The organism is Lysobacter firmicutimachus, from assembly GCF_037027445.1.
In the GTDB taxonomy this organism is placed as follows: domain Bacteria; phylum Pseudomonadota; class Gammaproteobacteria; order Xanthomonadales; family Xanthomonadaceae; genus Lysobacter; species Lysobacter firmicutimachus.
The window spans coordinates 290492-316785 of the sequence record NZ_JBANDL010000002.1 but is presented as its reverse complement, the minus strand read 5'-3'; the positions used below and the strand labels follow the sequence as shown (position 1 = coordinate 316785).

Annotated in this window: 23 protein-coding genes; 8 read left to right on the top strand and 15 right to left on the bottom strand. The window is 71.5% G+C overall.

What is annotated here, in order from left to right; genetic code table 11:
* The first annotated feature begins 210 nt into the window (after positions 1-210).
* Both V2J18_RS01505 and V2J18_RS01500 read left to right on the top strand, forming a co-directional pair.
* Positions 211-915: a response regulator transcription factor gene (locus V2J18_RS01505; protein ID WP_064746535.1), complete on the top strand. Its 705-nt coding sequence runs from the start codon at positions 211-213 to the stop codon at positions 913-915.
* On the top strand, positions 908-2194 hold the full coding sequence (locus V2J18_RS01500; protein WP_336130693.1) for a sensor histidine kinase: 1287 nt from the start codon (positions 908-910) through the stop codon (positions 2192-2194). The genes V2J18_RS01505 and V2J18_RS01500 overlap by 8 nt, the downstream gene beginning before the upstream one ends.
* Positions 2195-2333: 139 nt before the next feature.
* Here the strand turns inward: V2J18_RS01500 and V2J18_RS01495 are convergent, their stop codons facing one another.
* The 4 genes from V2J18_RS01495 to V2J18_RS01480 all read right to left on the bottom strand — a co-directional run bounded on the left by V2J18_RS01495 (position 2334) and on the right by V2J18_RS01480 (position 5280).
* Positions 2334-3242, bottom strand: coding sequence for an EcsC family protein (locus tag V2J18_RS01495; protein WP_336130692.1), 909 nt, complete (start codon positions 3240-3242; stop codon positions 2334-2336).
* 66 nt (positions 3243-3308) lie between these two features.
* Positions 3309-3704, bottom strand: coding sequence for a DUF3037 domain-containing protein (locus V2J18_RS01490; protein WP_336130691.1), 396 nt, complete (start codon positions 3702-3704; stop codon positions 3309-3311).
* Positions 3682-4461: a HipA family kinase gene (locus V2J18_RS01485; protein ID WP_336130690.1), complete on the bottom strand. Its 780-nt coding sequence runs from the start codon at positions 4459-4461 to the stop codon at positions 3682-3684. The genes V2J18_RS01490 and V2J18_RS01485 overlap by 23 nt, the downstream gene beginning before the upstream one ends.
* A 126-nt stretch (positions 4462-4587) precedes the next feature.
* Entirely contained in the window at positions 4588-5280 is a 693-nt protein-coding gene (locus V2J18_RS01480) for an FMN-dependent NADH-azoreductase (protein WP_064746539.1), read from the bottom strand.
* Positions 5281-5420: 140 nt separating this feature from the next.
* On the opposite strand from V2J18_RS01480, the gene gcvA reads away from it, so the two are divergent.
* Positions 5421-6314, top strand: coding sequence for a transcriptional regulator GcvA (gene gcvA, locus V2J18_RS01475; protein ID WP_336130689.1), 894 nt, complete (start codon positions 5421-5423; stop codon positions 6312-6314).
* 5 nt (positions 6315-6319) lie between these two features.
* Here gcvA and V2J18_RS01470 read toward each other — a convergent pair whose 3' ends face one another.
* Positions 6320-6730: a tautomerase family protein gene (locus V2J18_RS01470; protein ID WP_336130688.1), complete on the bottom strand. Its 411-nt coding sequence runs from the start codon at positions 6728-6730 to the stop codon at positions 6320-6322.
* A 145-nt stretch (positions 6731-6875) separates the two neighbouring features.
* Between V2J18_RS01470 and V2J18_RS01465 the strand changes: the two genes are divergently transcribed.
* A complete protein-coding gene (locus tag V2J18_RS01465; RefSeq protein WP_336130687.1) occupies positions 6876-7736 on the top strand; it encodes a LysR family transcriptional regulator in 861 nt (286 codons plus the stop codon).
* A 174-nt stretch (positions 7737-7910) separates the two neighbouring features.
* On the opposite strand, the gene ung is transcribed toward V2J18_RS01465, so the two are convergent.
* The 4 genes from ung to ftsE form a co-directional block, all read right to left on the bottom strand.
* Positions 7911-8615 (bottom strand): uracil-DNA glycosylase, encoded by a 705-nt coding sequence (gene ung / locus V2J18_RS01460; RefSeq protein WP_064746543.1) that lies wholly within the window; start codon positions 8613-8615, stop codon positions 7911-7913.
* Positions 8612-9472, bottom strand: coding sequence for a response regulator (locus V2J18_RS01455; RefSeq protein ID WP_064746544.1), 861 nt, complete (start codon positions 9470-9472; stop codon positions 8612-8614). Before V2J18_RS01455 ends, ung begins: the two co-directional genes overlap by 4 nt.
* Before the next feature lie 172 nt (positions 9473-9644).
* Positions 9645-10634: a permease-like cell division protein FtsX gene (ftsX, locus tag V2J18_RS01450; RefSeq protein WP_336130686.1), complete on the bottom strand. Its 990-nt coding sequence runs from the start codon at positions 10632-10634 to the stop codon at positions 9645-9647.
* The gene (ftsE, locus tag V2J18_RS01445; RefSeq protein ID WP_064746545.1) at positions 10631-11317 is read right to left on the bottom strand and encodes a cell division ATP-binding protein FtsE; all 687 of its coding nucleotides are present in this window, start codon (positions 11315-11317) and stop codon (positions 10631-10633) included. Before ftsE ends, ftsX begins: the two co-directional genes overlap by 4 nt.
* 300 nt (positions 11318-11617) lie before the next feature.
* Here ftsE and V2J18_RS01440 point away from each other — a divergent pair, with 300 nt between their 5' ends.
* Positions 11618-12055, top strand: coding sequence for a hypothetical protein (locus V2J18_RS01440; protein WP_064746546.1), 438 nt, complete (start codon positions 11618-11620; stop codon positions 12053-12055).
* 174 nt (positions 12056-12229) lie between these two features.
* On the opposite strand, the gene rhlB is transcribed toward V2J18_RS01440, so the two are convergent.
* Positions 12230-13993, bottom strand: coding sequence for an ATP-dependent RNA helicase RhlB (rhlB, locus tag V2J18_RS01435; RefSeq protein ID WP_336130684.1), 1764 nt, complete (start codon positions 13991-13993; stop codon positions 12230-12232).
* A 254-nt stretch (positions 13994-14247) separates the two neighbouring features.
* Here rhlB and trxA point away from each other — a divergent pair, with 254 nt between their 5' ends.
* Complete coding sequence (gene trxA, locus V2J18_RS01430) at positions 14248-14574, top strand: thioredoxin TrxA (RefSeq protein WP_064746548.1); 327 nt, start codon at positions 14248-14250, stop codon at positions 14572-14574.
* 246 nt (positions 14575-14820) lie between these two features.
* Positions 14821-16539, top strand: a complete 1719-nt coding sequence (gene rho / locus V2J18_RS01425) for a transcription termination factor Rho (protein ID WP_064746549.1) — start codon at positions 14821-14823, stop codon at positions 16537-16539.
* 119 nt (positions 16540-16658) lie between these two features.
* On the opposite strand, the gene V2J18_RS01420 is transcribed toward rho, so the two are convergent.
* On the bottom strand, positions 16659-18461 hold the full coding sequence (locus V2J18_RS01420; RefSeq protein ID WP_336130683.1) for an XVIPCD domain-containing protein: 1803 nt from the start codon (positions 18459-18461) through the stop codon (positions 16659-16661).
* Between the two features lie 273 nt (positions 18462-18734).
* The gene (locus tag V2J18_RS01415; RefSeq protein ID WP_141233340.1) at positions 18735-18920 is read right to left on the bottom strand and encodes a hypothetical protein; all 186 of its coding nucleotides are present in this window, start codon (positions 18918-18920) and stop codon (positions 18735-18737) included.
* A 357-nt stretch (positions 18921-19277) separates the two neighbouring features.
* Here V2J18_RS01415 and V2J18_RS01410 point away from each other — a divergent pair, with 357 nt between their 5' ends.
* Complete coding sequence (locus V2J18_RS01410) at positions 19278-21128, top strand: monovalent cation:proton antiporter-2 (CPA2) family protein (protein ID WP_064746552.1); 1851 nt, start codon at positions 19278-19280, stop codon at positions 21126-21128.
* 219 nt (positions 21129-21347) lie between these two features.
* On the opposite strand, the gene V2J18_RS01405 is transcribed toward V2J18_RS01410, so the two are convergent.
* The 3 genes from V2J18_RS01405 to cydB form a co-directional block, all read right to left on the bottom strand.
* Positions 21348-24698 carry an ankyrin repeat domain-containing protein gene (locus V2J18_RS01405; RefSeq protein ID WP_336130682.1) on the bottom strand — a complete coding sequence of 1117 codons (3351 nt, stop codon included), beginning with the start codon at positions 24696-24698 and terminating at the stop codon, positions 21348-21350.
* Complete coding sequence (locus V2J18_RS01400; protein ID WP_336130681.1) at positions 24691-24948, bottom strand: YcgL domain-containing protein; 258 nt, start codon at positions 24946-24948, stop codon at positions 24691-24693. Before V2J18_RS01400 ends, V2J18_RS01405 begins: the two co-directional genes overlap by 8 nt.
* 331 nt (positions 24949-25279) lie before the next feature.
* Positions 25280-26284 carry a cytochrome d ubiquinol oxidase subunit II gene (gene cydB, locus V2J18_RS01395; protein WP_336130680.1) on the bottom strand — a complete coding sequence of 335 codons (1005 nt, stop codon included), beginning with the start codon at positions 26282-26284 and terminating at the stop codon, positions 25280-25282.
* Between the last annotated feature and the right edge of the window lie 10 nt (positions 26285-26294).

Below are 26294 nucleotides of genomic sequence, written 5' to 3'. Positions count from 1 at the left end.
GTTAAACCGGCCAGCCGCGGCAGCGCCGGCCGGCTGCGGGGTGCCCGGCCCGATCGCTTTCGACGCTATTCCGACAGCCGCCGGGCGATGCTGGCGGACTGCCCCGCGACCGCCCGCGGCCCCGGCTCGCGCATCCACGCGCCGGCTCGGGCACACTCGGGGCGGGCAACCTCGGATCGGGCCGCCTCGGGCGGCGGGAGAACCCGGCGCATGCGCCTGCTGGTGGTGGAAGACAATCGCAACCTGGTCGCCAACCTCTTCGACTATTTCGAAGCGCGCGGCTACACCCTCGACGCCGCGCCCGACGGTCCGACCGGCCTGCATCTGGCGGTCACCCAGCGCTACGACGCGATCGTGCTGGACTGGATGCTGCCGCGCCTGGACGGCCGCGAGGTGCTGCGCTGCCTGCGCGAGGAGGCCGGTTCGGACGTGCCGGTGCTGATGCTGACCGCGCGCGACGAACTGCCCGACAAGATCGCCGGTTTCCGCGCCGGCGCCGACGATTACCTGACCAAGCCCTTCGCCCTGCCCGAGCTGGAAGTGCGGCTGGAAGCGCTGGCCGCGCGCGCCGCCGGCCGCGGCCGGCACAAGCTGCTGCAGGTCGCCGACCTCAAGCTCGATCTGACCACCTTGGAAGCCAGCCGCGGCGGCCGCCCGCTGCACCTCTATCCGGCCTGCCGCAAGCTGCTGGAAGTGCTGATGCAGTCCAGCCCCGCCGCGGTCACCCGCGAGCGCCTGGAGCATGCGCTGTGGGGCGACCACCCGCCCGACGGCGACATGCTGCGCTCGCACGTGTACGAACTGCGGCGCGCGGTCGACGGCCCGTTCCCGGTCAAGCTGATCCAGACTCTGCCTCGGGTCGGCTATCGCCTTGCCGCACCGGCGCAGAGCGCAGCGGCGGACCGCGATGACTGAGCCAGCCGCAGCGCCGCGGCGGCGCAGCAGTCTGAGCCGGCGCATCCTGCTCGGCTTGCTCGGCTATGCCCTGCTGGTCTTGGCGGCGGTGGTGATCGTGCAGGGGGTCGTGGTCAACGAGCACGCCGAGCGCATGGTGTGGGCGTCGTTGATGAATACCGAGCTCGAGCATTTCGTCGAGCGCAGCCGCAACGAACCGGGCTACCGCTGGACCGACACCAAGTCGCTGAGCCTGTACGACAGCGCGACCCGGCCGGCGCCGCCGGCGCTGCGCGCGCTCGGCCCGGGCATGCACGACGACATCGAATCCGACGGCATCGAGCACGTGGTGCTGGTGCGCGACGTCGACGGCCGCCGCCTGACCCTGTCGCTCGACATCGAGGACATGGAGCACCTGGAGTTCGATCTGGCCCTGACCATCGCCGGCTCGGCCATCACCACCCTGCTGACCCTGTGCCTGGTGATCGCCTGGGGCGTGCGCCGGCTGGTGCGGCCGCTGACCCTGCTCGCGCAGCGCATCGGCGGCCTGCAGCCCGACCGCGCCGGGCAACGGATCGAGCTGCCCGACTCGGCCAGCTCGGAGCTGGTGGTGATCGCCGACGCGGTCAACGACTACGTCGCCCGCAACGATCGCTTCGTCGAGCGCGAACGCGCCTTCATCGACAGCGCCAGCCACGAGCTGCGCACGCCGATCGCGGTGATCGCCGGCTCCACCGAGCTGGCGCTGGCCCAACCCGACCTGCCCTCCGGCGCGCGCCAGCACCTGGCCCGCATCCACCGCACCGCACGCGACGTCGAGCAACTGGTGTCGTTGTTGCTGGTGCTGGCCAAGGATCCGCAGCGCCTGGCCGCGAGCAGCGACCGAGTCGCGCTGGACCAGTTGCTGCCGGAGATCGTCGAAGACCACCGCCATCTGTGCCGCGACAAAGACCTGCGTCTGGCGTTGGCGCCGCTGCCGCCGTGCGAGATCGTCGCGCCGCTGCCGATCGTGCAGGCGGCGATCGGCAATCTGTTGCGCAATGCGATCGAGAACAGCGACCGCGGCGAGATCGCGGTCCGGCTCGACCCCGACGCCACGGTGGTGATCGAGGACCCGGGCCACGGCATGAGCCCGGAGGAGATCAGCGCGCTCTACGCCCGGGTCGCCCGCGACGGCCGCGAGGGCGGCGGGATCGGCCTGGACCTGATCTCGCGGCTGTGCGAACACCTGGGCTGGCGGCTGCGCTTCGATCCGGCCGAACGCGGCGCGCGCACGACGCTGAGTTTGCGGCCGGGGTGAGCGGCGCTTTCCGGCCAGTTCCGGTTCGCTGGAACCGGCCTGCCCTCATCCGGCCCTTCGGGCCGCCTTCTTCCGCAAGCGGGAGAAGGGAGCGGACCCGGCATTCACGCAAGCGGGAGGGGGTTGGGGTGAGGGGACCTCACTGGCCCGCCGCATCGTCCCCTCGCGGCGGCGGCAACGCCGCCGGCGGCTTCGCCGGCGCCTGCAGCGGCAGCGGATCGCTGCGCTGGCGCTGGTAGGCGCGTGCGACCCGCTCGGCGCCGTACTTGCGCTCCAGGCGCTTGACGATGAAATGGCCGCGCGCCATGTCCTGGTAGTGATTGGTGAACAACACGTTCATCGTCGCCGCGGTGGCCGCGCCGATCACCGGCACCAACTGCGCGGCGGTCTTTTCGCCGACCACCACGCCGAAGCGGGTCGCGACCACGTCGACCAGCTTGCTCATCCAGGCGGTGGCCTGCTTCTTGGCGTAAGCGTGGGTGGCGTGCTGGGCGCCGCGCCGGCTGGCCAGGCCGGCCAGTTCCTGCCGGCCGACCTCGGCCAGCGCGGTGCGCACTGCGTAATAGCCCGAAGCGGAGGCATCGTCCTCGTCGCTGCCGCCGCCGAAGGCGAACACTTCCACGCAGGCCGCCTGCACTTCGGGATCGGCCAGGGAAAAGCCTTCGGCGCGGGCGATGTCGGCGACCGCGCGCATCATCACCACGGTCGATACCGGCAGCTCCGCGGCCAGGCCGGCGGCGCCGAAGAAGCCGCCGAGCGCGCCGACCGCGCCGGCGGCGAACTTGTGGCTCTTGGTCGAGGAAGCCTTGTTGGGCTGGTCCTTGACCGTCCACAGCGCCGCCGCGGCGGCCTTGTGCAAGGCGCCGTGGACGATGCTCTGGATCCTGCGGTTGACGAAGCCCGGCAGCTTGGACAGGCCGAACTCGATCGGCGCGCCGGCCAACGCGGTCATCCGCGCGGTCAGCGACGGCGTTTCCAGCAGCGCCACCGCGCGCGCCAGATCGGCCGCGTCGGCGGTGTCGTCGAGCCTGTCGTGGTCCTGCCGCATCCTGCCGTTCTCCCGGGTCGGCCGCGTCGTGCGGCGGCACGAACATAAGACCGCCGCGGCCGCGCTTCAAGTGCGCGGCGTGCGCACCATGCGTTCGAGCAGGTGCTCGACGATGTCCGCGGCCTGCAGGCAGCGGCCGGTATGCACCGCCGACATCTGGATGATCGAGCTGCGCTTGGCGGTCAGCCAGTGGAAGCGCGCGCGCGCCGGCAACTGGCCGATCGGGCCGGCGTCGCGGCCGCCGCGGCAAATGCGCTCGATCGCCTGCAGGTGCAGGCGCACCGCCTCGACGTCGACGCCGGGGTCGAGCGCGCGCAGCCGCGCCTCGTCGAGCTCGATGCCGGCCGCGAGCAGGCCGGCCGCCGGGCACGACACCAGCACGCCGACGTTGACGAATTCCTCGCGCTCGACCCGCGGCACCACGCGGATCACCGCATAGTCATACAGCGAGCGAGCGGGCATGGATCGCCTCCTCGACGAATGCGCGCGGCGCCTGCACGCGGCGCTGGAGATAGTCGGCGTAGGCGCGGCGATGGGCCCGGGCGTCGGCGAAGCCTGGCTCGTCCTCGAGCCAGGCGTCCGGCAGCAAGGCCACCACCTCGTCGATCAGCGCCGGGGTGAGCTTCGGCGCGAGCTCGGCGTCGGCCTCGGCCAGGGCGGCCGCGAACGGCAGCAGCACGTGGTCCTTGATCGGCGCGAAACGGCTGGCGGCGGCGCCGGCGGCGTTGGCCCAGTCGTGGTGGAAGTACAGCGCCGCGCCGTGATCGATCAGGGTCAGGCGGCGATGCCACAGCAGCATGTTGGTGTTGCGCGCGGTGCGGTCGACGTTGGTGGTCAGGGCGTCGAACCAGACGATGCGCGAGGCCAGCGCGGCCGCCGGCGCATCGACCAGCGGGTCGTAGTTGACCGAGCCGGGCAGGTAGTCGAGAGCCAGGTTGAGCCCGGCGCTCTCGCGGATCAGGTGCTGGATCTCCGGATCGGGCTCGGTCCGCGCCAGTTCCGGGTCGAGTTCGGCGAGCACGATCTCCGGCACCGGCAGATCCAGCCGGCGCGCGATCTCGCCGGCGACGATCTCGGCGATCAGCGCCTTGCGACCCTGGCCGGCGCCGCGGAACTTCATCACGTACAGTCCGTCGTCGTCGGCCTCGACCACGGCCGGCAGCGAGCCGCCCTCGCGCAGCGGCGTGACGTAGCGGGTGGCGGCGACGGTTCTGAGCACGGACCTGGGTCGGTTGCGGCGCACGGGCGCGGATTGGGTCGTCCACCTTAGGACGGGCCGGCGCAAACGCCAAGCCCGCCGCCCTTCAAACGCGTCGCACAGCGGTCGCGCGTTTCGAACCCGGACTCAGGCCGCGGCGGCCGGCGCGTGCTGGCGGATCAGGCGTTCGACCAGGACATCGACCTCGGCCTCGGCGCGCTCGATCGACAGGCGCAGCCCTTCGCCGCCGAATTCGTCGTACTCGATCGCCGCGCCGTGGTGGTCGACGATGCCGATGTAGCGCATCGGCGTCAGCACGCCGGGTTCGACGTGGTTGATCGCTTCCAACCGCTCGCCGGCGCCGTAACCGACGTCGCCGCGCGAACTCAGCAACACCAGGCTCTTGCCGGCGCCGGCCAGCATCGGCCAGTACGGCTCGCCCTGGCGCTGGCGATCGAAGCCGAAGGTGCGGCCGACCCGCACCACGTTGTCGATCCAGGCCTTGAACTGCGCCGGCATGCCGAAGTTGTACATCGGCACGCCGGCGACGATCACGTCGGCGGCGATCAGCTCGTCGACCAGGGCATCGCTCTCGGCCAGAGTCTCGTGCATCCACGGCAAGCGCTGCCCGTGCGGGGTGAAGGCGGCATGGATCCAGGCCCCGGTGACCGGCGACGGCGGCGCGGTGCCGACATCGCGGTAGACGACCTCGTCGTCGGGTCGGCGTTCGCGCCAGCGGCGCACGAAGCGCTCGCTCAGGCGGCGGCTGTGCGAGCCGTAGCGGCTGCGTTCGGAACTGTCGGAACGGGCACTGGAATCCAGGTGCAGCAGGCGGGTCATGGGGGCGGTCTCGAAGGCAATTATGGATGAGCCCGGTTAGCGCTCGCTGGCGCGCCACCCGGCTTTCGAGCCATGTTGTATCTGCCGGAAAGAGACGACAAACTCCGATTTCTCAGCGAACGGATTAGATTTTCTCATCCATGAGCCGCCCTCGACTGCCCCCGCTCGGCGCCCTGCGCGCGTTCGAAGCCGCCGCCCGGCTGGCTAGCTTCAAGCGCGCCGCCGACGAGTTGTCGGTGACCCCGACCGCGATCAGCCATCAGATCCGCTTGCTGGAAGAGCAACTGGGCGTGCGCCTGTTCGAACGCCAGACCCGGCGGGTTGCGCTGACCGCCGAGGCGGCCCTGCTGTATCCGGTGCTGCGCGACGGCTTCGACGCCTTCGCCGAGGCGGTCGCGGCGATCGCGGCGCGGCGCCGGCGGCGCGCGCTGACTTTATCGGCCACGCTGTCGTTCACCGCCAAATGGCTGGTGCCGCGGGTGGCCTCGTTTCGCGCCGCGCAGCCGCAACTGGACCTGCGCCTGCACGCCTCCGACGACCCGGTCGACCTCGCCGCCGGCGTCGCCGACGCGGCGATCCGCTACGGCCGCGGCCCCTACCCCGGCCTGATCGCCGAACGCCTGATCGAGAACCGCTTCGCGCCGGTGTGCAACCCGCGCCTCGGCCTGCGCCGGCCGCAGGACCTGCGCGAGCATGCGCTGCTGCATTCGGAATGGCGCCACCCCACCGCCGACACGCCGACCTGGCGCAACTGGTGCGCGCTGGCCGGCGTCGACGGCCTGGAGGTCGATGCGGGCCTGCGCTTCACCGACGAGAGCCATGCCATCCAGGCCGCCATCGCCGGCCACGGCGTGGCCCTGTTGAGCCTGGCCCTGGTCGCCGACGATCTCGCCGCCGGCACCTTGGTGCAGCCGTTCGCCCCCGAGCTCGCGCTGGACGGCTACCCGCATTGGCTGGTCTATCCGCAACGCGCGCCGCGCGCGGAAGTGACCGCGCTGCGCGACTGGCTGCGCGCGCAGGCGGCGGCAGCCTAGGCGGATCAGCCTTCCGCGCGCTGGCGCGCGGCCTGGTAGCGCTGTTCCTGGCTCAGGCCGCCGTAGCCGTAGGCGGCGGCGCGCGCATCGATGATGTGGATATAAGACGTGTCGTGCGCGTCGCCGAGCAAGTCCGACAGCGCCGCATGCATGCGTTGCAGATAGCGCGCCTTCTCGGCCTTGGTGTTGGTCTCGTCGGTGATGCTGATGTCCAGGTGATAGGCGCGGCGCTGGTGTTCGGCCAGGCTGCGCCCGTCGATGAACCAATGGTTGCGGTCGACGAACTGGATCGCGACCGCGACCAGTTCGCGCGGTTTGCCCAACACCTCGACGGTGAGGTCGGCGACCAGGGCGGCGGCGGCGCGCGCCAGCTCGGCGTCGGGCGCGGCGGAAATCTGCAGGGCGATGTGCGGCATGAGCGGGGTTCCGTGATGGGGCGTCGGGGCGGGCCGGCATGACTCGGCCCGGGAATGCCCTTGCAGAGTAGGCTTGCGCCGTCCATCGGAAAAGCGGGAATATTGAAGGGCATCCATCGGCCAATCCGATAGTGGGAGACGCGCCTTGGCATCGTTCGACCTGGACCAGCTCAAGGCCTTCGTCGCGGTCGCCGACGCCGGCAGCATTTCGGCCGGCGCGGCGCAGGTGTTCCGCTCGCAGTCGGCGATCAGCGAGCAATTGCAGAAGCTCGAACGCGCCGCCGGCGCCGTCTTGCTGCTGCGCTCGCGCCAGGGCGTCGCGCCCACCGCCGCCGGCCAGCGCCTGCTCGCGCATGCGCGGCAGTTGCTCGCGCTGGGCGAACTGGCCCTGCACGACGTGCGCCGCGAACTGCGCCGCACCGACTTGCGCCTGGGCATCAGCGATTACTACCGGCCCGACGAGATCGCCGGGCTGCTGCGCCACCTCGCCCGGCACTGCCCGCAACTGCGCCTGCAGGTCGCGCTGGGCACCAGCGCGGCGATCGCGCGCGGCCATGCCGAGGGCGCTTACGACGCAGCCCTGATCATGCAGGTGGAAAGCACGGCGCCGCGCGCCGCCGGCGCGGGCGCGCCGCTGCGACGCGAAGCGCTGGCCTGGGTCGCCGCTGCCGGGCTGGACCTACGCGCCGAAGAGGAATTGCCGCTGGTGTTGCTGCCGCCGGACTGCGCCCTGCATCGGCTGGCAGTGGAGCGGCTGCGCAAGCACCGCAGCGCCTGCCGCCTCGCCCATCAGGCCAGCGGCGTGGCCGGCCTGCAGGCGGCGCTGCGCGCCGGGCTCGGCGTCGGCTGCCTCAACGCCTCGGCGATCGGCGACGGCCTGGCGGTAGCGCAGTCGCCGCGCCTGCCGGCGTTACCCGACTGCAGCTTCCGCCTGATCCTGCCCTCGCCCGGCGCCAATGCCGCGCTGCGCGAAGCCGGCGCCGCCCTGCACGCCTACTTCGCGTAGCGCACCCTGTAGGAGCGGCGTACGCCGCGACAGCCGAAGCGACGCGACAACGCGTGCGGCCCCGGAGCCGATCGAACCTGCAGGCGCAGAGCTCGTCCACCCGGGCTTCGGTCGCAACGCTCGCGCACACCGCAGCGGTCGTCGCGGCGCACGCCGCTGCTACAGAAGGCGCGGCTACAACTGCTCGCGCGGCGGCAAGGTCCAGTCGATCGGCGCCTGGCCCTGGCGCGACAGGTATTCGTTGGCCGCGGAGAAATGGCCGCAGCCGATGAAGCCGCGATGCGCCGACAGCGGCGAGGGATGCGGCGCCTTGAGCACGCGGTGGCGGCGCGGGTCGATGACCTTGCCCTTGGCCTGGGCGTAGCTGCCCCAGAGCAGGAACACCAGGCCCTCGCGCTCGCGGTTGAGCACGTCGACGACGTGGTCGGTGAAGCCTTCCCAGCCCTTGCCCTGGTGCGCGCCAGCGCGGCCTTCCTCGACCGTCAGCACCGCATTGAGCAGCAGCACGCCGCGCCGCGCCCACGGCAGCAGGCAGCCGTGATCGGGCCGGGCGATGCCGAGGTCGCGCTGGATTTCCTTGAAGATGTTGTCCAGCGACGGCGGCACCGGCACGCCCGGTTGCACCGAGAAGCACAACCCGTGCGCCTGGCCGTAACCGTGGTAAGGGTCCTGGCCGAGAATCACCACCTTGACCTGCTCGAACGGCGTGGCGTCGAACGCGGAGAAGATCTGCGGCCCGGGCGGGAAGATCCGCGCGCCGGCGGCCTTGCGCTCGCGCAGGAAGCGCGACAACGACTGCATGTCCTCGCGCCCGAACCAATCGCCGACCCGCGCCTTCCACGACGGATCGAGCTTGATGTCGCGATCGCCGTCGCTCATGCCGGCACCACCGTCGCACTGGGCTCGGACAGCCGCGACAGGCGCAGCTGGAACAAGGTCTTGGTCACCAGCAGGCGCTCTTCGATCGGCTTGAGCACCAGATCGTTGGCGCCGGCGCGCAGCAACTCGCTCTGGTTGTCGCGGTTGGCGTCGCCGGTCATCACCAGCACCGGCAGGCGGCGCTTGCCGTAGCCGAAATCGCCGCGCAGCCGCGCCAGCAGGTCCTTGCCGCCGAGCTCGCCCTTCAGGTAGACGTCGGTCAGCACCAGGTCGGCGCCGGCGTCGCCGCCGTCGCGGCCGCTGGCGCGGTGCGCCTCAAGGTGCTCCAGCGCCTCTTCCACGCCGATGAAGTGCAGCACCTGCAGCGAATGACGTTCGAGCATGCGCTTGGTCGCCACCGCCACGACCCGGCTGTCCTCGACGTAGAGCACGCGCGCGCCGGGAATCGGCTGCGGCTGCACGTAGCCGCGGATGAACGCGGCCAGCGCGGCCGGGCCCAGCGACTTGTCGAAATAGTCGGTGACGTCTTCGGTGAAACGGCGCGCCTCCAGATGCGACTGGGCGTCGCTGGAGACCACGATCACCGGCACGTAAGCCTGGCCGGCGGCCTCGCGCACCGCCCGCGCCAGGGCGATGCCGTCGCCGTCGGGCAGCACCAGGGCGGTGGTGACCAGATCGACCTCGCCGTGATCGAGCGCGAGCTTGGCCTCGATGATGTTGCCGCACTGGACCAAGCGCAGGTTGGGCAGCTCGCGCAGCAGCACGTCGGCGATCAGCTTGCGCACCAGCTTGGAGCCGTCGACCACCATCACCCGCGGCGCGGCGCTGTCGAAATGTCGCAGATTCTGGCTTTGCATGGCGATCGATGATTACCGGGTCGGCGACGCGCGTCCGGCGCCGACGGGCGCCGATGCGCGGCGCGCAGGCGGGGGAACCCCGATTCTAGGCGCAAGCGGTCGCAGATTCCGAGTCTTGCGCATCAGGCTGGCGATCGGCACGCGGGCGCCCGCGGCGGCGCGGCCGCCCGGCTCAGCCGCGGCCGGCGCGGGCCTGGCGCAGGTGGTGTCCGGTCACCAGGCCGGCGCCGAACCAGCCCAGCGCGGCCGAACCGGCCAGGATCGCCAGCGCCTGCAGCGGGCCGAAGCCCTCCAGCACGAAGCGGCTGCCGTAGCTGGCGGCGAGCGCGCCCAGCGGTTCGCGCAGGCTGCGGTCGGCCACGGTCAGCAAGGCCAACGCGACCGCGCCGGCGGCCAGGCCGTAGCACGCGCCCAGGTACAGGAACGGTCGGCGGATGAAACCGTCGGTGGCGCCGAGCAATTGCAGCACACCGATCTCCTCGCGCCGCGACTGGATGTCCAGGCGCACGGTGTTGCCGACCACCAGCAGCGCGCCCAGGCCCAGCCCGATCGCCAGCATCCAGGCCAGGCGGCCGCCGAAGCGCAGCCAACCGTCCAGGCGCTGGCGCCAACCGGCGTCGTGCTGGACCAGATCGGCTTCGGCCAACTCGCCCAGCGATTGCGCCAGGGCCAGTTCGTCGCCCTTGGGCGTCACCAGCAGCAGACTCGGCAGTGGATTGCCTTCGATCGCGCTGAGGCTGTCGCCGAGGCCGCTCTTCTCGCGCAGCTCCGCCAGGCCTTGCTCGGGCGTGCGCAGCTCGACCGTGCCGACCTCGGGCCGCGCGCGCAGCGCCGCGGCCAGCGCGCGGGCGCGCTCGACCGCGATGTCGGGCTTGAGGAACAGGCTGATCTGGCGCGAACGCTGCACGTCGCCGGCGAAACGCTCGATGTTGCTCAGCGCCGCCCACAGCCCCAACGGCAGTGCCAGCGCCACCGCCATGACCCCGATGGTCAGCAGCGCCGCCCAGGGCTTGCGCAGCAGGCGGCCGAGGCTGGCGACCAGGCTGTGCAGATGGTGTTCGAACCACGGCCCCAAGCCGGAGCGCGCGGCCGCGGCGATGGCGTCGTCGTGATCGTGGGCGGGGCCGCGCTGGTCCCGGCCGTCCTGCGGCAATGCGTTCATTCGGCCAGGTCCTCCGGCGCGATGTCGTCGACCAGGCGGCCTTGGTTCAGCACCAGCACGCGCTTGCGCATGCGCTTGACCAGGGCCAGGTCGTGGCTGGCGACCAGCACGCTGGTGCCGCGTTCGGGCAGCGACTGGAACAGGGCCATGATCTCCGCCGACAGGGTCGGATCGAGATTGCCGGTGGGCTCGTCGGCGACCAGCAGGCGCGGTTCGCCGATGATCGCGCGGGCGATGCCGACGCGTTGCTGCTCGCCGGCCGAGAGCTGGCCCGGCAGCGCTTCGGCGCGCGCGCCCAGGCCGACTTTCTCCAGCGTGGCGCGCACCCGCCGGCCGATGTCGGGCCGGCGCAGGCCGCGCAGCAGCAGCGGCAGGGCGACGTTGTCGGCGACGCTGCGATCGGCGAGCAGGCGGTGGTCCTGGAACACCACGCCGATCTCGCGCCGGTGCAGGGCCACGCGGCGGCCGCCGACCTTGTGCAGGCTGCGTTCGCCGAACAGCACCGCGCCGCGGCTGGGGCGCTCGCTGAGGTGGATGAGCTTGAGCAAAGTGCTCTTGCCGGCGCCGGAGTGGCCGGTCACGAACAGCATCTCGCCGGGCGCCACCTCGAAGCTGACTTCGCTGAGGGCCTCGTGGCCGCTGTCGTAGCGTTTGCTGACGTTGTCGAAGCGCAGGACGGTCATGGCGGAAGTATCGCAGAGCGAATCGCCGGCTTCATCACGTTTCGGCATCCGGGTTTGGCCTATGTTCGCGCTGCGGTCGGCGCGGCATCGCCGACGTGCTCGACGACACAGACCGACCGTTCAGGCCGGCACGGCTCGCGCGACCGCAGGCCACCGTTCCGCCGCACCGGCGCGTGCCGCCGCGGCGCGCGGCCGGCGCACGCTAGCCCTCTTGCAACGCTGCCTACGTCCGACATCACGCGCCGCGCCGATTCCCGGCGGCGGCGGACCGCCCCTGTCCACGACCTAGGAGCACCCGACATGCGCACTCTTCCCGCCTCGCTGGCGCTCGCCGGCCTGTTCGCGCTCGGCCTGCATGCCCAAGACGCCCGCGCCGAGCAATACGATCCGCCGCTCAACATCGGCACCCTGGTCTGCCCGGCCGGTTCCAGCGGCTACGGCAACGCGCGCTTCATCGTCTTCCCCTCGTTCGGCAGCGCGCCGCCGAACTGGCGCATGACGATCTGGTGCAACGCCGGCGGCAGCGGCCGTCGCGGCCATTTCGAACCCGGTTCCGGCGGCGTGTTCAGCGCCTGGCCGTATGCCGGCGGCGCGTTCGGCGTCGGTTGGCCGGCCTCGCCGAACTACGGCAACCAGTATCAGTCGCTGGACATCGACATCGACGGCGACCTGGACGTGTTCCAGTTGGTGGAAACCGCGGCCAACACCTGGTCGGTGTACCTCAGCCGCACCCAGTGAGCGCGCCGCGCGGCCTGCGGGCCGCCGTTTCGCAGGGGATGGGGAGAGGCGATGGAGGTGCGGGCCAGGCCCGCGCGGCCAGCTGACCGAGGACGGCGCACCGGGCCTGCGCACGCGCAGACCCGGACGGGCAGGACGACGGCGGCCGGCGCGAGCGCCGGCCGCCGGAGCGCGTCAGTGCTGGCTGCGCGGCGGACGCGCGACCAGCGACTTGAGCTTGCGGCCGATGCGGCCGAGCAGCGAGGGCTTGGCCTCGGCCGAGGCGGCCGGGGCGGCAACGGTCGGCTTCGCGGCGGACGCCGGCGCGGCCTTCGGCGCGTGCCCCTGCGCCGGGGCGGCGGCGGCGGCCGGGGCGGCAGCGCCCTCGGCGCCTTCGATGCGGCGACCGCCGCGACGGCGGCGACGCTTGCGCGGCGCACGCTCGCCTTCGGCGGCCGGCACGGCGGACGCGGCAGCGGCTTCCGCACGCGGTGCGCGCGGCGGACGCGGCGCAGCGGCTTCGCCGCCCGCGGCGACAGCAGCGACGGCAGCGCCGTCCTCGCTGCGCGGACGCTCGCGGCGCGGCGCGCCGTCCCGGCGGCCTTCGCTGCGGCCGCCGCGGCCCGAGCCTGAACCCGAGCCCGAACCGCTGCGGCTGCGACCGCCGCCGCGGCGCTGCTCGTCGGCGGCGCGCTGCTCGCGCGCCTCCTTGAAGATCGCGCCGATGCTTTCGTTCTCTTCGCCGTCCTCGCCGGCCGGCACTTCGCGCGGCGCGCGCGGCAGCGCGACCAGCAGCTCGGCGTCGACCGGAGCGGTCGGCAGCTTCTGCTCGATGTAGGCCTCGATGTCCGGCAGGCTCATCGCATAGCGCTCGCAGGCGAAGCTGATCGCGTCGCCCTCGGCGCCCAGGCGCGCGGTGCGGCCGATGCGGTGGACGTAGTCCTCGGCGTCGAACGGCAGGTCGTAGTTGTAGACGTGGCTGACGCCGTCGATGTGCAGGCCGCGCGCCGCCACGTCGGTGGCGACCAGGATCTCGAGCTGGCCCTTCTGGAACTTGTTCAGCAGCGACTCGCGCTTCTTCTGCGGCACGTCGCCGGACAGCACGCCGACCCGGTAGCCGCCGCGTTCCAGCGCGCGCGCGACCCGCTCCACCCATGCCTTGGTATTGACGAACACCATGGTGCGCGCGCCTTCGCTGCGCGACAGCAGGCCCAGCAGCAGCGGGATCTTCTCGTCGTCGGCCGGGAAATAGACCTTCTGCCGGACCTTGGCGGCGGTGATGAACTCGGTCTCGACGACCACCTTCTCCGGCTCGTTCATGTGCTCGTAGGCGAGCTCCAGAACGCGGTGGCTCAGGGTCGCCGAGAACAGCAGGGTCTGGCGCTCGGTGCGGATCGGCATGCGCCGCAGCAGGAAGCGGATGTCCTTGATGAAGCCCAGGTCGAACATCCGATCGGCTTCGTCGAGCACGCACATTTCGCAGGCGTGCAGCGACACCACTTTGTGCTGCTTGACGTAGTCGATCAGCCGGCCCGGGGTGGCGATGATGACATCGGCGCCCTTCTGCAGCAGCTCGCGCTGCTTGTCGTAGTCGACGCCGCCGTAGACCAGGGCGAACTTCAGGCCGAGATCGGAACCAAACTTGACCGCGTCCTTGTGGATCTGGATCGCCAGCTCGCGGGTCGGGGCCAGGATCAGCGCGCGCGGGTCTTCCGGCTTGCGCTCGGCCAGGGCCGGGCGGGTCAGCAGGCGGTTCATCACCGCCACCAGGAAGGCCAGGGTCTTGCCGGTGCCGGTCTGGGCCTGGCCGGCGACGTCGCGCCCGGTCAGGGCGATCGGCAGGGTCAGGGCCTGGATCGGCGTGCAGCGCGAGAACCCGGCGCCCTCCAGGCCGGCCAGCAGGCTCGGGTGCAGATCGAAGGAGGAAAATGTTACGTCGGTTAAAGGCTTGTCGCTCATGCGTTTCAGAAGTCCGCGCCGTTCGGGCGCCGTAGGGTGTCGCTTGCGTGGGTGGCGTCGGCGAAGCAGACTGCCGGGGCCGAGCCGGCGCCCGAGTTTGGACTCCGTGGCGGGCTCGATGGGGCCGTGGCGCAGCCCTTGAAGGTGCCGCGAAACGCCCCAGTTTAACGTAAGCCCCCACCCGGCATGACCTTCCGGGTGTTCCATTCAAGATTCACCTGTACCGTACGGTCCAGTATCCGCAGGAGACCCCCGTGAGCGAAAAAATTCTGCATGTCGGCGATTCCGACTTCGACGCCGCCGTGCTGCAGTCGTCCGAACCCGTCCTGGTCGATTTCTGGGCCGAATGGTGCGGTCCGTGCAAGATGATCGCTCCGGCCCTGGACGAACTGGCTGAGGTCTACGACGGCAAGGTCAAGATCGCCAAGGTCAACGTGGACCACAACCGCACCACGGCGATGAAGTACCACGTGCGCTCGATCCCGATGCTGCTGCTGTTCAAGGACGGCCAGGTCCAGGCCACCCAGATCGGCGCGGTCGGCAAGGCCCAGCTGAGCCAGATGATCGACAAGGCGCTCTGACGCGCCCCGGTCTCGCGCCCCTGCCCCGCCGCGGGCGCGAGCCGCTCCGGGCCTTGCCCGGCAAGGTGAACGGCATCGCTCGGGAAGCTTGCCGCCACGCAGCGGCAGTGCTAGTTTCGCTGTACCCGGCGTCGGACTTCGCGTCCCCGCGCCGCACCCCGTCTGACATACCCATCTATCCACCTACGTCCCTGACGTCCCGCTCGCCTCTACGCGAGCGCTCGCCGCTTAGCGAGGAACCTCCGCTTGTCCGATAAGACCCCCGACGCTGGCGATACCGCCGAAAAGCGCGTGCGCAAGCCGCGCGCCAGCAAAGCCGCCGAAGCCGCTCCGGCCGTGGTCGGCGACGCCAGCCCTCTGATTCCCGCGCCCGCTCCCGTCGAAGCGGCGCCTCCCAAGCCCGCCCCGGCCCCCAGCGCCAGCGAGTCCGCACCGGCCGCCGCTTCCGGCGCCGAGAGCGCCGCGCCGCAGCAGGGCAACGAAGGCGGCGGCAACCCGCAATCGCAGCAGGCCCAGGGCCAGCGCGAAGGCGGCTTCGACAACAACCGCGGCAACCGCCGCGACCGCTTCCGCAACCGCCGCGACCGCGACCGCGATCGCAACAACCGCCCGCAGCAGCGCGGCGGCGGCGGCGACGACTACGCCGACAACGGCGAGAACTTCGTTCCCCGCCCGCACCCGCAGGTTCCGGAGGGCTTCCCGCAATATTCGCTGGGCGACCTCAAGCGCATGCCCGCGCCGCGCCTGCTGGAGATCGCCGAACAGCTGAGCATCACCGACGGCGTCGCCCGCGCCCGCAAGCAGGACGTGATCTTCGCCCTGCTCAAGGTGCTGACCCGCCACGGCGAAGGCGTCGCCGCAGACGGCGTGCTGGAGATCCTGCCCGACGGCTTCGGCTTCCTGCGCGCGGCCGAGGCCAGCTACCTGGCCGGCCCGGACGACACCTATATCTCGCCCAGCCAGATCCGCCGCTTCAACCTGCGCACCGGCGACCACTTGTCCGGCCGCATCCGCTTCCCCAAGGACGGCGAACGCTATTTCGCCCTCTCGGTGGTCGACAGCATCAACGGCGAACCGCTGGAAGCGTCGAAGAACAAGGTCCTGTTCGAAAACCTGACCCCGCTGTTCCCGCGCCGCAAGTTCAAGCTCGAGCGCGGCGACGGCTCGACCGAGGACATCACCGGCCGCATCCTCGACCTGATGGCGCCGCAGGGCAAGGGCCAGCGCGCCCTGATCGTCTCGCCGCCCAAGGCCGGCAAGACCATGCTGATGCAGCAGGTCGCGACCGCGATCACCCATAACCACCCCGACGTGCACCTGATCGTGCTGCTGGTCGACGAGCGTCCGGAAGAAGTGACCGAAATGCAGCGCACCGTGCGCGGCGAAGTGGTCTCCTCGACCTTCGACGAACCGGCCGCGCGCCACGTGCAGGTCGCGGAAATGGTGATCGAGCGCGCCAAGCGCCTGGTCGAACACAAGAAGGACGTGGTGATCCTGCTCGACTCGATCACCCGCCTGGCCCGCGCCTACAACAACGTGGTGCCGTCCTCGGGCAAGGTGCTCACCGGCGGCGTCGACGCCAACGCCCTGCACCGCCCGAAGCGCTTCTTCGGCGCCGCGCGCAACGTGGAAGAAGGCGGCTCGCTGACCATCATCGCCACCGCGCTGATCGACACCGGCAGCAAGATGGACGAGGTGATCTACGAAGAGTTCAAGGGCACCGGCAACAGCGAAGTGCACCTGGACCGCCGCATCGCCGAAAAGCGCGTCTACCCGGCGATCAACATCAACCGCTCGGGCACCCGCCGCGAAGACCTGCTGATCGAGCCGGAGCTGCTGCAGAAGATCTGGATCCTGCGCAAGCTGCTGCACGGCATGGACGAGATCGGCGCGATGGAATTCCTGCTCGACAAGATGAAGAACACCAAGTCCAACGACGAGTTCTTCAGCTCGATGAAGCGCTGACGCGCCGCCGCCTGCGGCATCGCGGTCGCGGCTCGCGCCGCTCCTACCCTGGCGACGGCGCGCTACTGCAGCTGCGACCACGAAGTCCGGCGCGGCCCGGGCCGCGCCGGACCGATCGCTTACAGCCCGCGGCCGCCCGCCAACTGCGTCTGCGGGTTCTGCGTTTCCATCGTCGCCATCTGCCGCGCGACCAGCAGGCTGCTGGCTTCCACGCTCTGGTGGGCCGCCGCGGACACGTCGATCGCGACCATGCGCCGGCTCGGCGACTGCGGGTCGCCCTGCACCGCGAACAGCCGGCTGCCGTCCTTGCTCGCCAGCAAGTGATCGATCTGGCTCAGGCCGCCGTCGCGCATCGCCGGAATCAGCGCTGCGGCGAGGTTCTTCTGCTGCTGCTCGCCGAGCCGGCCGAGGTCGCGGTTGAGCTCGCCGCCCTGGACCTTGCCGAGCAGTTCCTTGTACAGCCCGTTCATCGCGTGCGCGCCGCTGCTGAGGATGCCGGCCACGCGCAATCCCTCGTCGAACCCGCCGCCGACGCGGTTGCCGTTGTGGTTGGCGGCCTCGCGCAGTTCCGGCGGCAACAGGTAGGTGCCGCGCTCGCGCTGGCCGTCGCGGTCGGCGACATAGCGCTTGACGTCCTTGAGCTCGAGATCGAAGAACTCCTTGGACGAATTCTTCGCCGCCTGCGCCAGCAGCATCTGCTGCTGCGCGCTGAGTTTCTCCAGCCCCTGCCCCGAGCCCAGCGCGTCGACCAACGACTCCGGCACCTTCTGCTTGAGGAAGGACAGGAAGCGCTCGCGCGTTTCCGGGTTCTGGCCGACGCCGTCGAGAATGCGCGTCGCGGTCGACAAAGCGTTGCCGGCATCGGTCGGCATGCCCTCGATCTGGCGCATCACCGCGCTGATCGCGCGCTTGGGCTCCATGCCCTGAGCGAACGGGAAGCGCTCGCGGAACTCGTCCCAACGCGGCGCCAGCAAGGCCTCGCGGGCGCGCTTGATCAACTCGAACGCACCGGCGGCGAAGGCGACGATGGCCATGCCCACCGGCGCGATGCCGATCAGGCTGCCGACCAGGCCGGCGTTGCGCGCGCCGAGCAGCACCGCGGTGTTGCCCACGCTGCCGGCGAGCTTGAAGCCGCCGCTGAGCATGTCGAACGCGGCGTCGACGCGCTGGTCGGTGTCCAGCGGACGGCCGCTGACCGGATCGCGGCCGTTGAACACGCGGCCGGCGTTCTGGCCGAGGTCGCGCACGTCGTGGCCGACGTCCTTGATCGCGGTGTAGCGTTCGAGAATCTTGGCCGCCTGGCGCTCGCGCCCGGTGCGGTGGGCGAACTCCATCAGCGCGCTCATCGCCGCGGCGTCGATCGGCTGGCCGGAGGCGCGCGCGGCGGTGCCGGCCTTGATCGCGCCGTCGATCGCATCGAGCGTGTCGGCGACGTCGCCGCGGCCGCCGTTGCGGGCCAGCTGGCGCAGTTCGTTCAAGGGCGCGTCGACCGGCGCCTGCGGGCCGGCATCGCGCTGCGCCGACCAGCGCTTGGCGTAGTCGACCATCGAATCCTGCAGCGTCGCCGGCACGTCCAGCGCATAGCCGTGGAACGGCGGCGCGACGCGGCCGTCGGCGCGGGTTTCGCCCGGATGCAGTTTCCAGGCCGGCGCGAGCTGGGCCAGCGCGCCGCCGGGGCCACCGACCTGGGCCACGGTCGCTTCCAACGTATCTTCGTCGACTACCTGGCCGTTGCGCTGCAACGCGTCGGCGACGACGGCGCGCAGCACGCTGTCGCGCGACCACTCGTCGTCGGCCGGCAGCAACACGGTGTAGTCCTGGGCGCGCTCCTGCGCGCTGCCCTGGCCGGCGTAGCGCCGCAGGGCCGCAGTGGTGGTTTGGGCTCGGTTCCCCGCCGAGATCGAATCGACTGCTGCATTCATTGCACTGGCTCCTTGTCCCCGTTACGAAGTCGTCATGACCCCCCTGTCGCGCCGGCGGCACGGCCGCGGGCGGACCCGCATGATGCCCCCGTCCCGGCGCTGGGGCAATTCGCTACCGAATGGTGACAATCGGAACCGGGCGCTGCGGCCGGTTTTGCGGCGGCCTGCTTCGTGCCGCAGCGTATTCAGGCATTGCGGCGCTGCGCCCTCGACGCAGGCGGACGCGGCCCGATGCGGGCCGCGGTTCGCACCCCACATGCCGGCCGCGGCGACTCAGCCTCGTGCCGGCCGCGGCGTCCCCGGCACCGACACCGACGCGGGCACGGGCGCAGCAGCGACGGCCGCCTCCCGGGCGTTGCCCGCCGCCGCCGCGAGCTCGCTGCCGGGCCAGCCATCGACCAGGGTCGGAGCACAGGCGCTGCACAGCAGCGCCGCCAACACAACGATCAATCCCTTCATGACAACCTCCTTGTGGACGACGACGGATGACGACGAATCGACGCCGTTGCGGACCGGTTCGGACGCGGCCGGCCTGGCGTCCGTCATTGTCCGCCCCGCCTGTCGCGCAGCCCGCGACGGGCCAGAGGCAATGCCTGGCGCGAGCACGATTTGCGCCGCCGCGCACGCGTCGCCGCGGCCGCCGTCACTCGGGACGCACGCGCGCGACGCGGCATCCGCAGGTTGAAATCGCGCTTGCCGGCATCCATAGCAGAGCCCCGGCGTCATCCGCCGGCGCGACACTGCGTTCACTCGCACGATGCGCGCCGCACCGCCGCAGCCCGGCGCATCGCGTCATAATCCCAGCCGGAGGTGCTCATGCACGGTGGCGGTCTCGAACTCGCGTTGTTGTTCCTGCTGGCCGCGGTGGTGGCGGTGCCGGTGTTCCGCAAATTCGGCCTCGGCGCGGTGTTGGGCTATCTCGCCGCGGGCGTGGTGCTGGGCCCCTACGGGGTCAAGGTGATCCGCGACGCCGAACCGGTGCTGGGCGCCTCGGAAATCGGCGTGGTCATGATGCTGTTCGTGATCGGCCTGGAACTGTCGCCGGCGCGCCTGCGGGTGATGCGCAAGCCGGTGTTCGGCGCGGGCGGCCTGCAAGTGCTGCTCAGCGGCATCGCACTGGGCGCGTTGGCCCTGTTCGGTGCGCCGCTGGCCGACGTGCCGGTGGGCTGGAAGGCGGCGACGGTGATCGGCCTGGGCCTGGCCTTGTCCTCGACCGCGGTCTGCCTGCAGTTGCTGTCCGAGCGCAAGAGCCTGGCCACCGATTACGGCCGGCTCGCGTTCGCGATCCTGCTGTTCCAGGATCTGGCCGCGATTCCGCTGCTGGCGGCGATTCCGCTGCTCGGCAAGGCCGCGGCAGTGGAGGGGCTGAACTGGATCGCGGTGGCCAAGGCGCTGGGCGCGATCGCGGCGGTGGTGTTCGGCGGCCGCGTGCTGCTGCGCCAGGTGTTCCGGGTCGTCGCCCGCACCCGCATGCCGGAAGTGTTCACCGGCGCGGCGCTGCTGACCGTGCTCGGCTCGGCCTGGATCATGCAGATCGCCGGCCTGTCCGCCGGCCTGGGCGCGTTCCTGGCCGGCGTGCTGCTGGCCGATTCGGAATTCCGCCACGAGCTGGAATCGCAGATCGAGCCGTTCAAGGGCCTGCTGCTGGGCCTGTTCTTCATGGCCGTGGGCATGAGCATCGACCTGCAGCGGGTGCTGGCCGAGCCGGTCACCATCGCCGCGATCGTGTTCGCCTTGCTATCGGTGAAGTTCATCCTGCTGTTCGGGGTCGGCATCAGCGCCGGCGGCCTGGACAAGCGCGGCGCGTTCCAGCTCGCCACGGTGATGTCGCTGGGCGGCGAGTTCGCCTTCATCGTGTTCAACGAAGCGGTCAAGGCGCGGCTGCTGGACGACCCGACCCGCGACCGCCTGATCGCCGCGGTCGGCGTGTCGATGGCGCTGACCCCGCTGCTGATGATCGCCGCCCAGCGCATGCTCGACGCGGCGCCGACGGCGAAGGAAAAGCGCCCCTACGACGAGATCCCCGACCATCATCCGCAGGTGCTGCTGGCCGGCATGGGCCGCTTCGGCCAGATCATCGCCCGCTTGCTGGTCGCGCATCGCACGCCGTTCATCGCGATCGAGAACAGCGCCGACCAGGTCGACTTCATGCGCCGCTTCGGCACCATGATCTACTACGGCGACCCGGCGCGGCCGGAGCTGCTGCGCTCGGCCGGCGCGGCCCAGGTCAAGGTGTTCGTGATCGCGATCGACGATCGCGAATCCGGCATCCGCACCGTGCGCACCATCCGCCGCCTGTATCCCAAGGCCAAGGTGTTCGCCCGCGCGCGCGACCGTCGCCACGCCTGGGAATTGATGGACCTGGGCGCAGAACCGATGCGCGAGACGTTCTATTCCAGCCTCAAGCTCGGCGAGGACGTGCTGGTCGAACTGGGCGTGCCGCCGGAGACGGCGCGCGACCACGTCGAACGTTTCCGCGAACTCGACGAACGCATGCTCAATGCCCAGTATCTGGTCCACGACGACGAGGACGCGATCCTGCAGACTGCGCGCGACGCGCGCAAAGAGCTGGAAGCGCTGTTCGACGCCGATCGCGGCGAGGGCTTGCTGGCGAACATGGTCGAGAAGCACACGTCGGTCGGGCCGGAGAATTCGACCCGGCATTGAGGCCGTCGCCGCGAACGCACGGGCTCCTGTAGGAGCGGCGTGAGCCGCGACCAACCAAAGCGGTGCACGCAAGCGCCGTAGCCGAAGCCCGGTAAGACGGCGCTTTTGCTTTTCATGCAGGCTCGCGACCTCGGCTGAATACGTGGTATTCCACCGCTTCGGCTGTCGCGGCTTACGCCGCTCCTACACAAGAGCTCACGCCGCTTTACGGGGCTGCAGTTAGTGCCCCGGGCCGCGCAGGAACCGGGCCATCGACATGTCGCGGCTACTGCCGTTGCTCGGCGCGGGCGGGGCGAACTCGGCGGCGATGTCGACGAAGCCGCGCATCACCGCGATCTCGCGCGGCGTGCGGTTGAGCGCGTCGCGCAGGTCCGGGTTGGCGCCGTGGCGCAGCAGGCGCTGCACTACGCGCAACAGACCGTGCAGCGCCGCCAGGTGCAGCGGGCCGAAACCGCGCGGGTCCTGCACGTCGAGCGAAGCGTCGTGATCCAGCAGCAATTCCAGACCGGCGATCAGCACGTCCTCGTCGGCGGCGGTGCCCGGCTCGGCGCGCGCGCCGAGCAGCAACAGCAGCGGCGTGGCGCCGGCCGCGGACTGGTCGGCGTCGACGCCGGCCAACAACAAGGTGTCGAACAAGGCCACCAGGCGGCTGCGCTCGCGCGCGGTGAAGCCGTACATCGCCGCGCAATGCAGGGCCATGCGGCCCTGGGCGTCGCGCGCATGCACGTCGGCGCCGGCGGCGAGCAGACGCGCGGCCAGATCGGTCAGGCCCAGGGCGCAGGCCACCATCAGCACGGTCAGGTCGCCCGGCAGGCGCTGCTCCAGCGAGGCGCCGGCAGCGACCAGGCGGTCGACGATCTCGCCGTGGCGCATGCTGACCGCCGCCGACAGCGGGGTCGCGCCGGAATGGGCGGCGCGCTGTGGATCGGCGCCGCGCGCCAGTAGCAGGTCGACCACTGCTCGGTGGCCGCCGCCGGCGGCGCGCAGCAGGGCGGTGCAGCCCTGGCTGTCGGGCGCGTCCACCGGCAGGCCGAGATCGAGCAGACGGCGCACCGCGTCGGCGTCGCCGACGATCGCCGCGGCCGGTACGTCGGCCTCGTGCAGCGCACGCCGCGGCAGCGGCCAGCCGCGCCAGTCCAGCCAGTCGGCCAGGTCGCGCCGGCCAGAAGCCAGGGCCACCCCGAGCGGAGTCTGGCCGTCAGCGGCAAGCAGGTCGGGGGCCGCGCCCTGCGCCACCAGGCGCTTGAGCATGGCCTCGCGGCCGAGCGCCGCCGCCAGGTGCAGCGCGCTCATGCCGTGGCTGTCGCGGGTGTTGAGGTCGACGCCGGCGGCGAGCAGGCGTTCGAGCAGGCGGTTCCAGCCCAGCCGCACCGCGATCGCCAGCGGCGGGTCCCCGGCCGGCGTCGGCGCAAACGCGTCGGCGCCGCGCTCGAGCAGGTCGAGGGCGAACTGCTCCAACCCGCGCGTGGCCTGTTCGCCCGCCGAGCAGGTGGCGAGGAAGCGGCCCAGGCCGCCGCGGCCGGCCGGCGAGACGCCGTGGCGCAGCAGCGCCTGCAACGCCGGCAAGGCCTCGGTGCCGCGGCTGAGCAAAACGAACAGCACGGTATCGCCGCGCTCGTCGCGCACCGCCGGGTCGGCGCCCTGCGCCAGCAGCCACTCGATCCGCTGCGCGGTGGGCACCGCGCCTTCGTCTTCGAACAATTGCGCGCCCAGCTCGACCGGGCTCAACAGCTTGGCCAGACCGGTCAGGTCGGCCTCGTGGCCCTCGCGCAGGCCGTCGCGCAGCAACGCCGCCGGCATGCGGTCGACGATCACCCGTTCGCCCTCGCCGGCGTCCGCGTCGCCCTCGCCGCTGACCGCGGCCGGCAGCGGATAGGCGCGGTCCAACGCCGCGACCAGCGACCAGCGACCGGCCTCGGCCGCGCGGTCGACCGCGCGCTTGCCCTGGCGGTCGCGCAGTTCCGGGTCCAGGCCGAGATCGAGCAGGCGCACCACCAGCGGCGCCGAGGCGGTCTCGGCCTGGCAGGCCAGGATCAGCGCGCTGGCGCCGTCGGCGTCGACCGCCGCGGCTTCGGCCACGCCGCCCTGCGGCAGGTGTTCGAGCAGGCGCTCCAGCACCGCCGGGCGGCCGCCGCGCGCGGCTTCCAGCAACGGCGTGCGCTGTTGCAGATCGATCGCCTTGGCGTCTGCGCCGGCGGCGAGCAGGGCGGTGACGATATCGAGGTGGCCGGCGAACGCGGCCACGTGCAGCGCGCTGCGGCGCTGCGCATCGCGCGCATCGATGCGCGCCTTGTGCTTGAGCAACAGCTGCACGCCGGCCGGATCGTCCTCGTCGGCGCCGGCCGCGGCGAGCAGGGCCGGGGTGCCGCCGGGGTGTTCGGTCTTGGCGCCGCGTTCGAGCAGGAACTTGCCCAGGCGCCAGTTGCCGCTGGCGCAGGCTACGCCGAGCGGGGTCAGGCCGTCCTCGTTGAGCGGGTCCAGTTCGGCCTGGGCGTCGAACAGCAGCGCGGCCACGCCCGGGTCGGAGCTGCGTGCGGCGTGGTGCAGCGGGGTGTTGCCTTCGTGATCGGCCAGGCGCGGGTCGGCGCCGTTGGCGAGCAGGGTCATGACCGCGTCGGGACGGCCGTGCCAGCTGTCGCGGGTCGCCGCCAACAGCGGCGTAGTCCCGGCGATGGCGGCGTTGAGGTCGACGCCCTTGGCGATCAGTGCGCGCAGCAGGCGCAGGTCGGGCAGTACCGCGGCCAGCACCGGCAGGCTGCGGCGATCGCGGTCGTCGGCAGCCGGCAGCGCGCGCACGTCGGCGCCGAGTTCGATCAGTTCCAGCGCGCGTTCGACCTTGCCGCCGCGCGCGGCGGCGTACAGCGCCGGCTCCAGATCCTCGTCGGCCAAGGCATCGTCGGCGGCGACGGGGGGGTCCAGTTCGGGCGCGAATTCGATGCCCGGCAGCGCCTCGGCCGCGGGAATGCGCTGCAGCCACAAATGCAGCGCCGGCGACAGCACCGCGAGCGCGACGGCCAGGCCCCAGCGCAGGCCGCCGGAGACGATCAGCCCCGGCCAGGCCAGCACCAGCACCAGCCCGACCAGACCGGCGACGATCGCCGCCGCGCCCAGGCCGCGCCAGGCGCCCAGATCGAGATCGGCCAACCGCGCCCAGGTCGGCGCCAGCGGCGCGCCGTCGCGTTCGACCTCCTGGTACAGCGGCCACAGCCGCCACAGGCCGAGCAAGATCAGCCCGGCGACCGCGCTCAGGCCGAGCACGGCGAGCAGCGAACCGGTCTGCAGCAAAGCGCTCAACGGCCAGGCCACCAGCGCCGCGGAGGCGACGGTCGCCCCGCCCCACAGCGCCGACAGCGCCAGCAGCTCCGGCTTCCAGCGCGGCGCGGCATCGCGCCGGCGCCACAGTCGCGCGGCGATCGCGAATGCCGGCTGGGCCAGCGCGCCGCCGAGCAGGGCGATCAGCGCGCCGCCGAGGGTTCCGCCCAAGCCGGTGGCCAGGGCCAGCACCAGGCCGGCGCCGGCAGCGATGCCGAGGTCGCGGGAGGCGGTATGCGCGGTTCGGGCGTCAGGCATCGGGCGCGACCGCGCTGGCCAGGGTCGGCGGAAACTGGATATGGAAACCGCGCGACTGCAGGTGTTCGCGCACGGTCGTCGCATCGGCGCGGGCCAGCTTGCGCTGCTCGCTCAGCTCGACTTCGAGCACGAACTGCAGCGACCCCAGTTGCTCGCGCACCGGATCGGGCAGGCGTGCGAAGTCGTCGCGCGCGCTCAGGAACACGTAGGTGTCTGCCTTGCGGAGACTTTTGTAAACGTAGGCTTGCATGGGGCGGGCGGTACGGCCGGGGGACGGGTGTTTCTGCGCCGCAGATATGACATACAGCATACCCGCCCGTCCGTGTCGCGCGAACTTCCGCGTTCAGCGCGGGGCGCAGACCGGGATGGTAGGCCGGCCGGCGGCGGGGTGACGGCGGACCGGCGTCCTGCGCTCGGTGAGTCGCCCCGCGAATCGTCCCAAGTCGTTCTGCGGCCCGTCGCCGGAGCAGGCCGCCGTGGACTTCGTCCAGGCATGGCGCCGAGGTCTCCGGACCGCCGCCGCGGAGGCGAGCCGAAAGGCAAGCGTCGAAACCGTTCCGCCGTCGCCGAAACCGCCCCCCTCAGTGATACCCCGCGTCCGCCGCGATCTTGCCGCGGAACACCCGGTACGACCAATACGTGTAGCCCAGGATCGCCGGCAACAGCACCACCAGGCCGGCCAGCACGAAACCCTGCGACGACGGCGGCGAGGCCGCGTCCCACAGCGACAGGCCGGGCACGATGTCCGGCCACAGGCCCAGGATCAGGCCGAGGAAGCCGAGCACGAAGAACGCCAGCGCGTGCAGGAACGGATGGCCGTCGTGGCCCTCGCGCATCACCGAGCGCCACAGCGCCCAGGCGTTGGCGATCACCAGCAAGGGCACGGGGAACAGCCAGAGGAAATTCCCGCCCTCGAACCAGCGCGCCATGATCCGCGAGTCCAAGAACGGCAGCCAGGCGCTGACCAGACCGATGAACACCGCCACCACTAGCACCAGCGGGCGCGCCAGGGTGCGCGCGACCTGCTGCATGCGGCCCTCGGTCTTGAGGATCAGCCAGGTCGAGCCGAGCAGGGCGTAGCCGAACACCACCGCCGCGCCGGTCAACATCGAGAACGGGCTGAACCAGTCGAACACGCCGCCGACGTACTTGCCTTCCTGCATCGGCATGCCCTCGACCAGGGCGCCGAGGATCACGCCCTGGGCGAAAGCGCAGAACAGCGAACCCAACGCGAACGCCGCGCCCCAGGCCGGCTTGGCGCGGCGCGCCTTGAACCGGAATTCGAACGCGACGCCGCGGAACACCAAGGCGATCAGCATCAACAGCACCGGCAGGTACAGCGCCGACAGCACCAGCGCGTAGGCCTTGGGAAACGCCGCCAGCAGCCCGGCGCCGCCGAGCACCAGCCAGGTCTCGTTGCCGTCCCAGATCGGCGCGGCGGTGTTCATCATATGGTCGAGCTGGCCCTCGTCCTCGGCGAACGGCGCCAGGATGCCCAGGCCGAGCACGAAGCCGTCCAGCAGCACGTACATCAACACGCCGAAGCCGATCACGCCGAACCAGATCACCGGCAGCCAGTAGTCCATCGTTGCACTC

Coding starts and splice junctions, on each gene's coding strand:
- cydB (WP_336130680.1), bottom strand. CDS start 26,284: ATGGACTACTGGCTGCCGGTGATCTGGTTCGGCGTGATCGGCTTCGGC.
- gcvA (WP_336130689.1), top strand. CDS start 5,421: ATGAGCCGCCCTCGACTGCCCCCGCTCGGCGCCCTGCGCGCGTTCGAA.
- V2J18_RS01415 (WP_141233340.1), bottom strand. CDS start 18,920: ATGAAGGGATTGATCGTTGTGTTGGCGGCGCTGCTGTGCAGCGCCTGT.
- V2J18_RS01405 (WP_336130682.1), bottom strand. CDS start 24,698: ATGCCTGACGCCCGAACCGCGCATACCGCCTCCCGCGACCTCGGCATC.
- V2J18_RS01400 (WP_336130681.1), bottom strand. CDS start 24,948: ATGCAAGCCTACGTTTACAAAAGTCTCCGCAAGGCAGACACCTACGTG.
- V2J18_RS01495 (WP_336130692.1), bottom strand. CDS start 3,242: ATGCGGCAGGACCACGACAGGCTCGACGACACCGCCGACGCGGCCGAT.
- V2J18_RS01410 (WP_064746552.1), top strand. CDS start 19,278: ATGCACGGTGGCGGTCTCGAACTCGCGTTGTTGTTCCTGCTGGCCGCG.
- V2J18_RS01470 (WP_336130688.1), bottom strand. CDS start 6,730: ATGCCGCACATCGCCCTGCAGATTTCCGCCGCGCCCGACGCCGAGCTG.
- V2J18_RS01505 (WP_064746535.1), top strand. CDS start 211: ATGCGCCTGCTGGTGGTGGAAGACAATCGCAACCTGGTCGCCAACCTC.
- V2J18_RS01490 (WP_336130691.1), bottom strand. CDS start 3,704: ATGCCCGCTCGCTCGCTGTATGACTATGCGGTGATCCGCGTGGTGCCG.
- V2J18_RS01420 (WP_336130683.1), bottom strand. CDS start 18,461: ATGAATGCAGCAGTCGATTCGATCTCGGCGGGGAACCGAGCCCAAACC.
- ftsX (WP_336130686.1), bottom strand. CDS start 10,634: ATGAACGCATTGCCGCAGGACGGCCGGGACCAGCGCGGCCCCGCCCAC.
- V2J18_RS01500 (WP_336130693.1), top strand. CDS start 908: ATGACTGAGCCAGCCGCAGCGCCGCGGCGGCGCAGCAGTCTGAGCCGG.
- V2J18_RS01480 (WP_064746539.1), bottom strand. CDS start 5,280: ATGACCCGCCTGCTGCACCTGGATTCCAGTGCCCGTTCCGACAGTTCC.
- rhlB (WP_336130684.1), bottom strand. CDS start 13,993: ATGAGCGACAAGCCTTTAACCGACGTAACATTTTCCTCCTTCGATCTG.
- V2J18_RS01440 (WP_064746546.1), top strand. CDS start 11,618: ATGCGCACTCTTCCCGCCTCGCTGGCGCTCGCCGGCCTGTTCGCGCTC.
- ung (WP_064746543.1), bottom strand. CDS start 8,615: ATGAGCGACGGCGATCGCGACATCAAGCTCGATCCGTCGTGGAAGGCG.
- ftsE (WP_064746545.1), bottom strand. CDS start 11,317: ATGACCGTCCTGCGCTTCGACAACGTCAGCAAACGCTACGACAGCGGC.
- V2J18_RS01455 (WP_064746544.1), bottom strand. CDS start 9,472: ATGCAAAGCCAGAATCTGCGACATTTCGACAGCGCCGCGCCGCGGGTG.